General features: G+C 72.2%; 10 protein-coding genes. 8 read left to right on the forward strand and 2 right to left on the reverse strand.

Annotated elements, in window-relative coordinates; translation table 11 throughout:
- Positions 1-45: 45 nt before the first annotated feature.
- From AB0E19_RS05855 to AB0E19_RS05865, 3 genes are all read left to right on the forward strand, one after another.
- The gene (locus AB0E19_RS05855; protein WP_362173904.1) at positions 46-3033 is read left to right on the forward strand and encodes a bifunctional [glutamine synthetase] adenylyltransferase/[glutamine synthetase]-adenylyl-L-tyrosine phosphorylase; all 2988 of its coding nucleotides are present in this window, start codon (positions 46-48) and stop codon (positions 3031-3033) included.
- Positions 3034-3092: 59 nt separating this feature from the next.
- Entirely contained in the window at positions 3093-4037 is a 945-nt protein-coding gene (sigJ, locus tag AB0E19_RS05860; RefSeq protein ID WP_362173907.1) for an RNA polymerase sigma factor SigJ, read from the forward strand.
- Between the two features lie 126 nt (positions 4038-4163).
- A complete protein-coding gene (locus tag AB0E19_RS05865; RefSeq protein WP_362173910.1) occupies positions 4164-5360 on the forward strand; it encodes an FAD-dependent oxidoreductase in 1197 nt (398 codons plus the stop codon).
- Positions 5361-5434: 74 nt separating this feature from the next.
- On the opposite strand, the gene AB0E19_RS05870 is transcribed toward AB0E19_RS05865, so the two are convergent.
- Positions 5435-6343 carry a phosphatase PAP2 family protein gene (locus tag AB0E19_RS05870; RefSeq protein WP_362173914.1) on the reverse strand — a complete coding sequence of 303 codons (909 nt, stop codon included), beginning with the start codon at positions 6341-6343 and terminating at the stop codon, positions 5435-5437.
- A gap of 75 nt (positions 6344-6418) precedes the next feature.
- Complete coding sequence (locus tag AB0E19_RS05875) at positions 6419-7459, reverse strand: LacI family DNA-binding transcriptional regulator (RefSeq protein WP_362173917.1); 1041 nt, start codon at positions 7457-7459, stop codon at positions 6419-6421.
- Positions 7460-7861: 402 nt separating this feature from the next.
- Here AB0E19_RS05875 and AB0E19_RS05880 point away from each other — a divergent pair, with 402 nt between their 5' ends.
- The 5 genes from AB0E19_RS05880 to AB0E19_RS05900 are packed head-to-tail and all read left to right on the forward strand — an operon-like array spanning position 7862 to position 13830.
- Positions 7862-9139 carry an extracellular solute-binding protein gene (locus AB0E19_RS05880; protein WP_362173920.1) on the forward strand — a complete coding sequence of 426 codons (1278 nt, stop codon included), beginning with the start codon at positions 7862-7864 and terminating at the stop codon, positions 9137-9139.
- Between the two features lie 20 nt (positions 9140-9159).
- On the forward strand, positions 9160-10173 hold the full coding sequence (locus AB0E19_RS05885; RefSeq protein ID WP_362173923.1) for a sugar ABC transporter permease: 1014 nt from the start codon (positions 9160-9162) through the stop codon (positions 10171-10173).
- Between the two features lie 56 nt (positions 10174-10229).
- Positions 10230-11069, forward strand: a complete 840-nt coding sequence (locus AB0E19_RS05890; protein ID WP_169086291.1) for a carbohydrate ABC transporter permease — start codon at positions 10230-10232, stop codon at positions 11067-11069.
- A 50-nt stretch (positions 11070-11119) separates the two neighbouring features.
- Positions 11120-12775 (forward strand): alpha-amylase family glycosyl hydrolase, encoded by a 1656-nt coding sequence (locus AB0E19_RS05895; RefSeq protein WP_362173926.1) that lies wholly within the window; start codon positions 11120-11122, stop codon positions 12773-12775.
- On the forward strand, positions 12763-13830 hold the full coding sequence (locus tag AB0E19_RS05900) for a LacI family DNA-binding transcriptional regulator (protein ID WP_362173929.1): 1068 nt from the start codon (positions 12763-12765) through the stop codon (positions 13828-13830). The genes AB0E19_RS05895 and AB0E19_RS05900 overlap by 13 nt, the downstream gene beginning before the upstream one ends.
- Positions 13831-13855 lie beyond the last annotated feature (25 nt).

The following is a 13855-nucleotide window of genomic DNA, read 5'->3' on the forward strand; positions in this document are numbered from 1 at the left end:
TCCGTTCGGTCGGACGGGCAGGGCGGGCTGGAGGGAGCGGCGGAGATGACGGTGCCGGGGCGCAGGAGCAGTACGTTCTCTCGGCTGCTGCGGCACGGGTTCACCGATCCGTCCGGGGCCGAGCGGCTCCTCGACCTGCCCGAGCTCGCCGCGCTCCGCGAGGACCCGGTCCTGCTCGACGCGCTGGGGGCCACCGCCGACCCCGACCTGGCGCTGCGCGGGCTCGTCCGGCTGGCCGAGGCGCAGCCCGAGACCGAGCGGCAGACCTTCACCACCACGCTGCTCTCCGCCAAGCCCTTCCGGGACCGGCTGCTCGGGGTGCTCGGCGCGTCCGAGGCGCTCGCCGACCACCTGGCCCGGCATCCCGGCGACTGGGAGACCCTGGTCACCTACGAGGCGGTCGACCTGCACCCGGGGATCGCCGAGTTCGAGCGGGGGCTCGCCGGGGCGACGGACCCGGTCGCCCTGCGGGTCGCCTACCGCCGGTGCCTCCTCGGGATAGCGGCCCGGGACGTCTGCGGCACCACCGACGTCGCCCAGACCGCCGCCGAGCTGGCCGACCTGGCCACCGCCACCCTGCGGGCCGCGCTCGCCCTCGCCCGGGCGGCCGAACCCGCCGACGCGGCCCAGTGCCGGCTCTCCGTGATCGCCATGGGCAAGTGCGGCGGCCACGAGCTGAACTACGTCTCCGACGTCGACGTGATCTTCGTCGGCGAGCCGGTGGAGGGCGCCGACGAGGCGAAGGCGCTCCAGGCCGCCACCCGGCTGGCCTCCCACCTCATGCGGATCTGCTCCGAGACCACCGTCGAGGGCACCATCTGGCCGGTCGACGCCAACCTCCGCCCCGAGGGCCGCAACGGCCCCCTCGTCCGCACCCTCTCCTCCCACGTCGCCTACTACCAGCGCTGGGCCAAGACCTGGGAGTTCCAGGCCCTGCTCAAGGCGCGCCCGGTGGCCGGCGACCCGGAGCTGGGGAGCGCGTACGTCGACGCCCTCTCCCCGATGGTCTGGCAGGCCGCCGAGCGGGAGAACTTCGTCACCGACGTGCAGGCCATGCGCCGCCGCGTCGTCGAGAACATCCCGGCCGCCCAGGTCGACCGCGAGCTGAAGCTCGGGCCCGGCGGCCTCCGGGACGTCGAGTTCGCCGTCCAGCTGCTCCAGCTGGTGCACGGCCGCAGCGACGCCACCCTGCACAGCGGCTCCACCCTGGACGCGCTCGCCGCCCTCGCCGCCGGCGGCTACGTCGGCCGCGCCGACGCGGCCCAGCTGGACGAGGCGTACCGCTTCCTGCGCGCCATGGAGCACCGCATCCAGCTGTACCGGCTGCGCCGCACCCACCTCGTCCCGGAGGGCGAGGACGACCTGCGCCGCCTCGGCCGCTCCCTGGGCCTGCGCACCGACCCGGTCGCCGCGCTGAACAAGGAGTGGAAGCGGCACGCCTCCGTCGTCCGCCGGCTCCACGAGAAGCTCTTCTACCGGCCGCTGCTCGACGCCGTCGCCCAGCTGGCCCCCGGCGAGATCCGGCTCAGCCCCAAGGCGGCGGGCCAGCGCCTCGAAGCCCTCGGGTACGCCGACCCCGCCGCCGCCCTGCGCCACCTGGAGGCGCTGGCCTCCGGCGTCAGCCGCAAGGCGGCCATCCAGCGCCATCTGCTGCCGGTGCTGCTCGGCTGGTTCGCGGACTCGGCCGACCCGGACGCCGGCCTCCTCGGCTTCCGGAAGGTCTCCGACGCCCTCGGCAAGACCCCCTGGTACCTGCGGCTGCTGCGCGACGAGGGCGCCGCCGCCGAGAACCTCGCCCGGGTCCTGTCGGCCGGCCGCCTCGCGCCCGACCTGCTGCTGCGCGCCCCCGAGGCGGTCGCCATACTCGGCGACCCCGAGGGGCTGAAGCCGCGCGGCCGGGCCCACCTGGAGCAGGAGGTCCTCGCCGCCGTGGGCCGTGCGGACGACGCCGAGCAGGCCGTGGCCGCCGCCCGCGGGGTGCGCCGCCGCGAGCTGTTCCGGACCGCCGCCGCCGACCTCATCGACTCGTACGGCACCGAGGACAGCCCCCGCACCTCCGACCCGGGCGCCTTGGTCGACCGGGTCGGCGAGGCCGTCACCGACCTCAACGCCGCCACGATCGCCGGCGCCCTGCGCGCCGCCGTCCGCGCCGAGTGGGGCGAGGAACTCCCCACCCGCTTCGCGGTCATCGGCATGGGCCGCTTCGGCGGCCACGAGCTGGGGTACGGCTCCGACGCCGACGTCCTCTTCGTCCACGAGCCGCGCGAGGGCGTCGACGAGCAGGAGGCGGCCAAGGCCGCCAACCGGGTCGTCACCGAGATGCGCCGGCTCCTCCAACTGCCCACCACCGACCCGCCGTTGCTGATCGACGCCGATCTGCGCCCGGAGGGCAGGAGCGGACCCATGGTCCGCACCCTCGCCTCCTACGCGGCGTACTACCGCCGCTGGTCGCTGGTCTGGGAGTCGCAGGCGCTGCTCCGCGCCGCGCCGATGGCCGGCGACGTCGACCTCGGCCGGCGGTTCGTCGAGCTGATCGACCCGCTGCGCTACCCCGCGGAGGGCCTCGGCGAGGACGCTGCCCGGGAGATCCGCCGCCTCAAGGCCCGCATGGAGTCCGAGCGGCTGCCGCGCGGCGCCGACCCCACCCTCCACGCCAAGCTGGGCCGCGGCGGCCTCAGCGACGTGGAGTGGACCGTCCAGCTGCTCCAGATGCGGCACGGCTGGGCCGAGCCGGGGCTGCGCACCACCCGTACCAGGGCCGCGCTCTTTGCCGCCCACGCCGCCGGGCTGATCCCCACCGAGGAGGCGCAGACCCTCGACGAGGCCTGGGTGCTCGCCACCCGGGTGCGCAACGCGGTCATGCTCGTCCGCGGCCGCCCCGGCGACACCTTCCCCTCCGAGCCGCGCGAACTGGCCGCCGTGGGCCGCTACCTGGGATACGCCCCCGGCCATGTCGGGGAGCTGGTCGACGACTACCGCCGGATCACCCGCCGCGCCCGCGCCGTCGTCGACGAACTCTTCTACGGCTCCTGACCGTTGGGCCGGGCGGGGGCTGCCGCGCCCCGGCCCGGCCCGGCCGTTACGATCCTGGCATGGCCCTGCTCATGAGTGATGTGGACCGGTTCGAGAAGGCGCGCCCCCGGCTGGAGGCCATCGCCTACCGGATGCTCGGCTCGTCGGGCGAGGCCGAGGACGCCGTGCAGGAGACCTATCTGCGCTGGCAGGCCGCCGACACCGGGCGCATCGAGGTGCCCGAGGCCTGGCTCACCAAGGTCCTCACCAACTACTGCCTCAACCAGCTCACCTCGGCCCGCGCCCGCCGCGAGACCTACGTGGGCCAGTGGCTCCCCGAGCCGCTGCTCGCCGGCGACCCGATGCTCGGCCCCGCCGACACCGCCGAGCAGCGCGAGTCCGTCTCGTACGCCGTCCTCGTCCTCCTGGAGCGGCTGACCCCGAACGAGCGGGCCGTGTACGTGCTGCGCGAGGCCTTCGGCTACCCGCACCGGGAGATCGCGGAGATCCTCGACATCGGCGAGGCCGCGGCCCAGCAGCTCTTCCACCGCGCCAAGAAGCACCTCGCGGACGGCCGGGCCCGCACCGAGATCGACGAGGCGGCCGCCCGCAGGATCGTCGAGGAGTTCCTGGCCGCCGCCACCAGCGGCCGTACCGAACCCCTCGTCCGGCTGCTCACCCAGGACGCGTCCGCCATCGGCGACGGCGGCGGCAAGGTGCCCGCCCGGGCGAGCGCCTTCGAGGGCGCCCGCGCGGTCGCCACCTTCCTGCGCGGCCTCTTCAAGCCGAGCGACGCCAAGCGGGCCCTGGTCGGCGGCTCGCCCTCGTTCTACGCCGCCACCGCCAACGGCGAGCCCGCGATCGTCGCCGTCGTGGACGGCCGGGTCGTCGGCATCACCTGCCTGGAGGTCACCCCGGACGGCATCGTCGCCCTCCGCAGCCAGGTCAACCCGGACAAGCTGGACCGGGCCACCGCGCGGTGGGCCGCCGAGGGCCACGGGGAGGCCCCGCTGTTCGCCTTCTGACCCCTCTTCGTTCGGTGTGACCCAGGTCACATTCGAATCCTGTCAGGAAACGCGGGGCCGCCCGGTTCAAGGTGCGCAACCACGCCGGAGAAACGGCGCGGACCCCGCCCAGACAGGAGCCCGGTCATGCAGCACCGCATCGTCGTCCTCGGAGCCGGCTACACCGGAGCCGTCACCGCCGGCCGCCTCGCCCGCCGGCTGCGCCGCGAGGACGTCACCATCACCCTCGTCAACGCCGAGCCCGACTTCGTCGAGCGGGTCCGCCTCCACCAGCTCGCGGCCGGCCAGGACCTCACCCCCCGCCCCTTCGCCGAGATGTTCGCCGGCACCGGCGTCGAGCTGAGGCTCGGCAAGGTCGCCGCCGTCGACGTCGACCGCAGGACGGTCCGGGTGGACGGCGCCGCGGGGCGCGAGGAGCTCGGCTACGACAGCCTCGTCTACGCCCTGGGCAGCGGCTGGAACCACGGCGGGGTCCCCGGCGTCGCCGACCACGCGCACGAGCTCGCCTCCCGCCCCGGCGCCCTCCGGCTCCGCGAGCGGCTCGCCGCGCTGGAGGCCGGACGGCCCGTGGTGGTGGTCGGCGGCGGACTGACCGGCCTGGAGGCCGCGACCGAGATCGCCGAGGCCCGCCCCGACCTCGACGTGGCGCTGGTCGCCCGCGGCGCGCTCGGCGACTGGCTCTCCGAGAAGGGCCGCGGCCACCTGTGGAAGGCCGCGAAGCGGCTCGGCATCACCGTCCACGAGCACACGGCGGTCGCCGCCGTGACCGCGGACCGGGTGACCGCCGCCGACGGCACCGCCATCCCGGCCGACGTCACCGTCTGGACCACCGGCTTCGCCGTCCACCCGATCGCCGGGGCCACCGGCCTGGAGCTGGCCGAGGACGGCCGGATCATGGTCGACGCGACCATGCGCTCGGTCTCCCACCCGGACGTCTACGCGGTCGGCGACTCCGCCCTCGCCCTGGGCCCGGACGACAAGCCGCTGCGGATGTCCTGCGCCTCGGGTGTCCCGATGGCCTGGCAGGCGGCCGACGCCCTCGCCGCCCGGCTCGCCGGCGTCAAGGTGCCCACGGTCTCCATCCGCTACTTCCAGCAGTGCGTCTCGCTCGGCCGCAAGGACGGGCTGATCCAGTTCGTCACCGCCGACGACCGGGCCAAGGAGAAGGCCCTCACCGGCCGCACCGCCGTCCTCTACAAGGAGATCATCTGCAAGGGCGCCGCCTGGGGCGTCGCCAACCCGACGGGCGGCCTGCCCTCCCGCCGCCGCCCCCTGGCCCGGCAGCGGGTCGGGGACGCGGTCCCGGCGGAGGCCACCGCCTGAAGGACCGGGCAGCGCCGAGGCCCCCGCCGAAGAGAACGGCGGGGGCCTCGGTCCTGCTCAGGGGCGGCGGCGGATCATCTGCCGGAGCCGACCGGCTCCTCCTGGTCCGCCTGCTCCGCGGGCTTCTCCGGCGCCGGGGCGGACGCCTCGGGGGCGACGGCGAGCATCGGTTCCACCTGCTTCGAGAGGCGGTGAGGCCAGGTGCCGTACCAGAAGTAGGCGACGAGGAAGCCGAAGGCGAGGCAGATCATGCCGCCGACGGCGTCCAGCCAGAAGTGGTTGGCGGTCGCGACGATCACGACCAGCGTGGCGGCCGGGTAGAGCAGGCCCAGGATCCGGGCCCACGGCGCCTTCGCCAGGAAGAAGATGGTCAGCCCGCACCACAGCGACCAGCCGATGTGCATCGACGGCATCGCCGCGTACTGGTTCGACATGTGCTTGAGGTCGCCCGAGGCCATCGAGCCCCAGGTGTGGTGCACCAGGACCGTGTCGATGAAGTCCTTGCTCTCCATCAGCCGCGGCGGCGCGAGCGGGTACAGGTAGTAGCCGACCAGGGCCACGGCGGTGGTGGCGAACAGGACGGTGCGGAACGCCGCGTAACGGCCCGGCTGCCATCGGTACAGCCACACGAGCACACCGATGGTGACGATGAAGTGCAGCGTCGCGTAGTAGTAGTTCATCGTCACGATGAGCCACGTCACCGAGTTCACCGCGTGGTTGACGGCGTGCTCGAAGGCGAGGCCGAGGGACTCCTCGGTCCGCCAGATCCAGTCCGCGTTCTTCAGCGCCTCGGCCTTCTGCTCCGGCACCGCGTTGCGGATCAGCGAGTACACCCAGTAGCTGAGGCCGATCAGCAGCAGCTCGAACCAGATGCGGGGACGCCGGGGCGTGCGCGCACGCAGCCACGCCCACCGCCCGTCGGCCACGATGGGTGACGACGGGGTCGTCCGGTCGTCCAAACTCTTCACGGTCGTTTCACCCATAGGCAGAGAGTTTGCCAGATCCACGCCCCCCGACCGATCATCCCTCGGTCGGGTGTGCGGCGCACCCTCTCCCTCTCAGGTACGAGGCAGGTCCTGGGGGGCCGGCGGCGCCGAGGCGGTGGAACCGCGGACGACCAGCTCCGGCATGAAGACGAACTCCGAGTGCGGGGCCGGGGTGCCGCCGACCTCCTCCAGGAGGGCGCGGACCGCCGCCTGCCCCATCGCCTGCACCGGCTGCCGGATGGTGGTGAGGGGCGGATCGGTGAAGGCTATGAGCGGGGAGTCGTCGAAGCCGACGACGGAGACGTCCCGCGGCACGTGCAGCCCCTGCTGGCGGGCGGCGCGGATGGCGCCGAGCGCCATCATGTCGGAGGCGCAGACCACCGCCGTGCACCCCTTGGCGATCAGGGCCGCCGTGGCCGCCTGGCCGCCTTCGAGCGTGTACAGGGAGTGCTGGATCAGTTCCTCGGACTCCTCCGGGGCGAGACCGAGGCGGTCCCGCATCCCCTTCTGGAAGCCCTCTATCTTGCGGAGCACCGGCACGAAGCGCTTCGGTCCGACGGCGAGCCCGATCCGGGTGTGGCCGAGGGCGGCGAGGTGGGTGACCGCCAGCTGCATCGCCGCCCGGTCGTCGGGGGAGACGAAGGGCGCCTGCACCTTGGGGGAGAAGCCGTTGATGAGGACGTACGGGACGCCCTTGCCGCGCAGCTGGTCGTAGCGGGAGGTGTCCGCGGTGGTGTCCGCGTGCAGCCCGGAGACGAAGATGATGCCGGCGACCCCGCGCTCGACCAGCATGTCGGTGAGCTCGTCCTCGGTGGACCCGCCGGGGGTCTGGGTGGCGAGCACCGGGGTGTAGCCCTGGCGGGTCAGGGCCTGCCCGATGACCTGCGCGAGCGCCGGGAAGATGGGGTTGTCCAGTTCGGGGGTGATCAGCCCGACGAGGCCGGCGCTGCGCTGGCGCAGCCGTACCGGTCGCTCGTAGCCGAGCACGTCGAGCGCGGCAAGGACGGATTCGCGGGTGGCGGTGGCCACACCGGGCTTGCCGTTGAGCACGCGGCTGACTGTGGCTTCACTGACCCCCGCCTGGGCTGCGATGTCGGCAAGCCGCGCGGTCATGAGAGTGGACTGTACCGGTCACAGCGCGTATTGCCCACCAGTGGGGCGGTGGCCGCGGGATGCAAGGCCGCCCGCAAGGTCTTGCAGTTCTTGCGGTGGGATACGGGGGGTGGTTGAGGCGGAACGCACCGTTCCGTACTCGGCGGAAGCCTCCTTCGCGCGGCACAAAACGGGCGAAGGGGCGGAAGGAGTCCCTCCGCGCCGCTGTCAAGCGGCCCTACGGCAACCTTCGGGACACGCCGATGTAACGATCCCCGGTCCTTGCAGAAATTTCACGCAAGGTCTTTCGACTCGTTTTCATCCCTGTTACGTTCCTGGCAACCCGGAGCGCCGCGAGGGAGCGGTCGCAATGAGGAAGGTTCCAGCCCCTCGTCTCCCCGGGATCATGTTGAAGGAGTTCACATGCGGCGTGGCATAGCGGCCACCGCGCTGGTCGCGGCCCTGGGCGTCACCCTGGCGGCGTGCGGCGGGAGCGACAGCGGTTCCAACGGCGGCTCGAAGGGCTCGGGCGAGCTCTCCGGCACCGTGACGTGGTGGGACACCTCCACGGTCGGCTCCGAGGACAAGGTCTTCAAGAAGCTGGCCGAGGACTTCACCAAGAAGCACCCCAAGGTCACCGTCAAGTACGTGAACGTGCCCTTCGGTGAGGCCCAGAACAAGTTCAAGAACGCCGCGCAGTCCGGCTCCGGCGCCCCCGACGTGATCCGCTCCGAGGTCGCCTGGACCCCCGAGTTCGCCGACCTCGGCTACCTCGCCCCGCTGGACGGCACCGCCGCGCTGAAGGACCAGGACGACTTCCTGGAGCAGGCCGCCGCCTCCACCAAGTACAACGGCAAGACCTACGCCGTGCCGCAGGTCATCGACTCCATGGGCATCTTCTACAACAAGAAGATCCTCAAGGAGGCCGGCGTCGAGGTCCCGAAGAGCATCGCCGAGCTGAAGACGGTCTCCGCCGCGATCAAGGAGAAGACCGGCAAGACCGGCCTGTACCTCCGCGGCGACGACCCGTACTGGTTCCTCTCCTTCCTGTACGGCGAGGGCGGCGACATGGTCGACGCCGCCAACAAGAAGGTCACCTTCGACGCCCCGGCCGGCGTCAGCGCGTTCAAGACGGTCAAGGACCTCGTCGACTCCAAGGCCGCGATCACCGACGCGACCAATGGCTGGGACAACATGCAGGCCGCCTTCAAGGACGGCAAGGTCGCCATGATGATCAACGGCCCGTGGGCCGTCGCCGACACCTACGCGGGCAAGGAGTTCGCCGACAAGGCGAACCTCGGCATCGCCCCCGTCCCGGCGGGCTCCGCCGGCCAGGGCGCCCCGCAGGGCGGCCACAACCTCGCCGTCTACGCCGGCTCCAAGAACCTCGACGCCTCCTACGCCTTCGCCGAGTACATGACCTCGGCCGAGAGCCAGGCCAAGGTCGCCAAGGAGCTCAGCCTCCTCCCGACCCGCCAGTCCTCCTACCTGGAGAAGGACGTGGCCCAGAACGAGATGATCGCGTTCTTCAAGCCGGTCGTCGAGAAGGCCGTCGAGCGCCCGTGGATCCCCGAGGGCGGCAGCCTCTTCGAGCCGGTCAAGGTCGAGTACACCAAGGTCCTCACCGGCCAGACCACCCCGGAGGCCGGCGCCAAGGCCGTCGGCGACGCCTACCGCAAGCTCCTGAAGGACTGGAAGTAAGAAGGAAGGCAGGCCGACTGATGGCTGTGGACACTCCCAGCCAGTCGGTGGCGAAGGCCGCGGGCGAGCACGTCGCCCGCGGCCGGAGCCGCGGAACTGGTACCCCGCGACGGGCGGCGAAGCGCTCCCTCGCCACCCACTGGTACGCCTGGGCGATGGTCGCCCCGGTGGTGATCGTGATCGGCGTGATCATCGGTTATCCGCTGGTCCGTGGCATCTACCTGTCGTTCACCGACGCCAACGAGCGCAACGTCGCGCGGACGATCGGCGTCAACGAGATCCCGGCCACCTACGAGTTCATCGGCCTGGAGAACTACACCGACGCGATCACCGGCAGCCAGTTCCTCGGCACCCTCGGCTGGACGGTCGTCTGGACCGTGTCCTGCGTGGCGATCACCTTCGTCCTCGGCCTGGCCCTCGCCAACATCCTCAACCGGAAGATCGCCGGCCGCTCCGCCTACCGGATGATGATCATCCTGCCCTGGGCGGTCCCCGGCTTCGTCTCCGTCTTCGCCTGGCGCTTCCTCTACGACGAGCGCCGCGGCCTGCTCAACCAGATCCTCTCCGGCGTCGGCCTCGACGCCGTCCCGTGGCTGAACGACCCGCTGATGGCCAAGTTCGCGGTCATCGCCGTCAACGTCTGGCTCGGCGTCCCCTTCATGATGGTGGCCCTCCTCGGCGGTCTCCAGTCCATCCCCGGCGAGCTCTACGAGGCCGCCGAGATGGACGGCGCCAACGCCTGGCAGCGCTTCCGCAACATCACCATGCCGGGGCTGCGCTCCGTCTCCACCACGGTGCTGCTGCTCTCCACCATCTGGACCTTCAACATGTTCCCGGTGATCTTCCTGCTCACCCGGGGCGGACCCGGCGAGGCCACCCAGATCCTCGTCACCCAGGCGTACAAGTTCTCCTTCGAGATCAGCCCGCGCGACTTCGCCCAGTCGTCCACGTGGGGCGTCCTCATCCTGGTGCTCCTGATGATCTTCGCCGCGATCTACCAGCGCGTCCTCCGCAAGCAGGGAGAAGTCTGGTGACCACCACGACCCCCACGGCCCGGCACGCCGCGGCCCCGGCCGCGCCCGCCCCGGCCATGAACGCCCCGATCCGCGGCCGCCGTTCGCCGCTCGCCTCGGTGGCGCTGCACCTCACCCTGATCGTCGCCTCCGTCGTCGCCGTCTTCCCGGTGCTGTGGGTCCTGCTGACCTCGCTCAAGCCCGCGAAGTACGCCACCACCACGGACTTCTTCAAGGAGACGACGTTCGAGAACTACACGAACCTGCTGAGGGACACCCCGTTCCTCACCTGGTTCGGGAACTCGCTCCTCGTCGCCGGACTCACCACGGTCGTCGGCGTCTTCATCTCCGCCACCACCGGCTACGCCGTCAGCCGCTTCCGCTTCCCCGGCAAGCGCGGCCTGATGTGGACCCTGCTCATCACGCAGATGTTCCCGGTCGCCGTCCTCATCGTGCCGATCTACAACATCATGGCGTCGCTGGGGCTGCTCAACCAGTCGGCCGGCCTGGTCATCACCTACCTGACCATCGCCGTCCCGTTCTGCGCCTGGATGATGAAGGGCTTCTTCGACGGCATCCCGCGCGAGATCGACGAGTCGGGGTACGTCGACGGGCTCACCCCCTTCGGCACCTTCTGGCGGCTGATCCTGCCGCTCGCCAAGCCGGGCATCGCGGTGACCGCCTTCTACTCCTTCATCACCGCCTGGGGCGAGGTCGCCTACGCCTCCGCCTTCATGGTCGGCGACGAGAACCTGACGCTCGCCGGCGGTCTGCAGAAGTTCGTCAACCAGTACGGGGCCCAGTGGGGTCCGATGACGGCGGCCTCCGTCCTCATCGCCATCCCCGCGGCCCTGGTGTTCCTCTTCGCCCAGCGCCACCTCGTCACCGGCATGTCCGCCGGTGCCGTCAAGGGCTGACGGCTCTGAACGCCGATCCCGTACGCCCCTCCTTACCTCCCAGGGAAGACATGACCCAGCACCTCGCCACCGCCGCCGCCGACGCCCCCACCACCGGCACCGACACCGGCTGGTGGAGAGACGCGGTGATCTACCAGGTCTACCCGCGCAGCTTCGCCGACGGCAACGGCGACGGCATGGGCGACCTGGAGGGCATCCGCAGCCGGCTGCCGTACCTCAAGGAGCTCGGCGTCGACGCCGTGTGGCTCTCCCCCTTCTACGCCTCCCCGCAGGCCGACGCCGGCTACGACGTCGCCGACTACCGGGCCATCGACCCGATGTTCGGCTCGCTGCTCGACGCCGACGCCCTGATCCGCGAGGCCCACGACCTGGGCCTGCGCATCATCGTCGACCTGGTCCCCAACCACTCCTCCGACCAGCACGAGTGGTTCCAGCGCGCCCTCCGGGAGGGCCCCGGCTCCCCGCTGCGCGAGCGCTACCACTTCCGCCCCGGCAAGGGCGAGAACGGCGAACTCCCGCCCAACGACTGGGAGTCCATCTTCGGCGGCCCCGCCTGGACCCGGGTCGGGGACGGAGAGTGGTACCTGCACCTCTTCGCGCCCGAGCAGCCGGACTTCAACTGGGAGCACCCGGCCGTCCGCGACGAGTTCCGCTCGATCCTGCGCTTCTGGCTCGACATGGGCGTCGACGGCTTCCGCGTCGACGTCGCCCACGGCCTGGTCAAGGCCGCCGGCCTGCCCGACATCGGCGCCCACGACCAGCTGAAGCTGCTCGGCAACGACGTCATGCCCTTCTTCGACCAGGAGGGCGTCCACGAGATCTACCGCTCCTGGCGGCAGATCCTCGCCGAGTACGACGGGCAGCGCGTGCTCGTCGCCGAGGCCTGGACCCCGACCGTCGAGCGCACCGCCAACTACGTGCGCCCCGACGAGATGCACCAGGCGTTCAACTTCCAGTACCTGGGCACCCACTGGGACGCGACCGAGCTCCGTACCGTCATCGACGCCTCGCTCGCCGCGATGCGCCCGGTCGGCGCGCCCACCACCTGGGTGCTGTCCAACCACGACGTCACCCGGCACGCCACCCGCTTCGCCAACCCGGCGGGCCTCGGCACCCAGCTGCGCACCCCCGGCGACCGCGAGCTCGGCCTGCGCCGGGCCCGCGCCGCGACCCTGCTGATGCTGGCGCTGCCCGGCTCCGCCTACGTCTACCAGGGCGAGGAGCTCGGCCTGCCGGACGTCACCGACCTGCCCGACGAGGTGCGCCAGGACCCGTCCTTCTTCCGCGCCAGCGGCCAGGACGGCTACCGCGACGGCTGCCGGGTGCCGATCCCGTGGACCGTCGAGGGCTCCTCGTACGGCTTCGGCGGAGGCGGCTCCTGGCTGCCGCAGCCGGCGACCTGGGGGAGCCTGAGCGTCGAGGCGCAGACCGGCGACCCCGGCTCCACCCTGGAGCTGTACCGCAGCGCGCTCGCCGTGCGCCGCGAGCGCCCCGAACTCGGTGCGGGCGAGGACGTGCAGTGGCTGGAGGCACCCGAGGGTGTGCTCTCCTTCCGCCGCGACGGCTTCGTCTGCACCGCCAACACCACCGGCCGGGCCATCACCGTCCCGCTGCCCGGCCGGTATCTCCTCTCCAACGAGGACATCAGGATCGTCGACGACGCCGCAGAGGTGCCGGCCGACACCACCGTCTGGTGGGCGGTGTGACGATCCCCCCGCCGCGGGGCACCGGCAACGGTGCCCCGCGGCTCGCGGACATCGCGGCCCAGTCCGGGGTCAGCGAGGCCACCGTCAGCCGGGTCCTCAACGGCAAGGCGGGGGTGGCCGGCGCGACCCGGCACAAGGTGCTCGCGGCGCTCGACGTGCTCGGCTACGAGCGCCCCGTACGGCTCAAACGCCGCAGCGCGGGCCTCGTCGGGCTCGTCGTGCCCGAGCTGACCAACCCGATCTTCCCGGCCTTCGCGCAGGTCGTCGAGCAGGTCCTGGCCGGGCACGGGTACACGCCGGTCCTCTGCACCCAGATGCCCGGCGGCGCCACCGAGGACGAGCTGGTCGACCAGCTCGTCGAGCGCGGGGTGGCCGGCATCGTCTTCCTCTCCGGGCTGCACGCGGACGCCACCGCCGACCCGGCGCGCTACGGCCGGCTGACCGAGCGGGGCGTGCCGTACGTCCTCATCAACGGCTACCACGAGCGGATCGACGCCACCTTCGTCTCCCCGGACGACCGGGCCGCGGCCCGGATGGCCGTGCGCCACCTGGCCGAGCTGGGGCACGAGCGGATCGGCCTCGCCATCGGCCCCACCCGCTACGTGCCCTCGCGCCGCAAGGCGGAGGGCTTCGCCGCCGAGCTGTACGAGTCCCTCGGTGTGGAGCGGGCGGAGGCCGAACGCTTCGTGCGGCCCACCCTGTTCGGCGTCGAGGGCGGGCACGCCGCCGCCGAGATCCTGCTCGACGAGGGGTGCACGGGCATCGTCTGCGGCTCCGACCTGATGGCGCTCGGCGTCGTCCGGGCGGCCCGCGCCCGGGGCCTCGACGTGCCCCGGGACGTCTCCGTCGTCGGTTTCGACGACTCCCCGCTGATCGCCTTCACCGACCCGCCGCTGACCACCGTGCGCCAGCCCGTGCAGGCCATGGCGACGGCGGCGGTCGGCGCGCTCCTGGAGGAGATCGAGGGCAATCCGGTGCAGCGCACCGAGTTCGTCTTCCAGCCGGAGCTGGTCGTGCGCGGGTCCACCGCGCAGCCGCCGCACGCGGCGCCGTAACTCCTTGCGCAATCCCTTGCGATGG

Source organism: Streptomyces sp. NPDC047974 (assembly GCF_040653375.1).
In the GTDB taxonomy this organism is placed as follows: domain Bacteria; phylum Actinomycetota; class Actinomycetes; order Streptomycetales; family Streptomycetaceae; genus Streptomyces.

What these genes read in the sequence shown, in the direction of transcription:
- AB0E19_RS05855 (WP_362173904.1), top strand. Translation starts at nt 46, where the DNA reads ATGACGGTGCCGGGGCGCAGGAGCAGTACGTTCTCTCGGCTGCTGCGG.
- sigJ (WP_362173907.1), top strand. Translation starts at nt 3,093, where the DNA reads ATGGCCCTGCTCATGAGTGATGTGGACCGGTTCGAGAAGGCGCGCCCC.
- AB0E19_RS05865 (WP_362173910.1), top strand. Translation starts at nt 4,164, where the DNA reads ATGCAGCACCGCATCGTCGTCCTCGGAGCCGGCTACACCGGAGCCGTC.
- AB0E19_RS05870 (WP_362173914.1), bottom strand. Translation starts at nt 6,343, where the DNA reads ATGGGTGAAACGACCGTGAAGAGTTTGGACGACCGGACGACCCCGTCG.
- AB0E19_RS05875 (WP_362173917.1), bottom strand. Translation starts at nt 7,459, where the DNA reads ATGACCGCGCGGCTTGCCGACATCGCAGCCCAGGCGGGGGTCAGTGAA.
- AB0E19_RS05880 (WP_362173920.1), top strand. Translation starts at nt 7,862, where the DNA reads ATGCGGCGTGGCATAGCGGCCACCGCGCTGGTCGCGGCCCTGGGCGTC.
- AB0E19_RS05885 (WP_362173923.1), top strand. Translation starts at nt 9,160, where the DNA reads ATGGCTGTGGACACTCCCAGCCAGTCGGTGGCGAAGGCCGCGGGCGAG.
- AB0E19_RS05890 (WP_169086291.1), top strand. Translation starts at nt 10,230, where the DNA reads ATGAACGCCCCGATCCGCGGCCGCCGTTCGCCGCTCGCCTCGGTGGCG.
- AB0E19_RS05895 (WP_362173926.1), top strand. Translation starts at nt 11,120, where the DNA reads ATGACCCAGCACCTCGCCACCGCCGCCGCCGACGCCCCCACCACCGGC.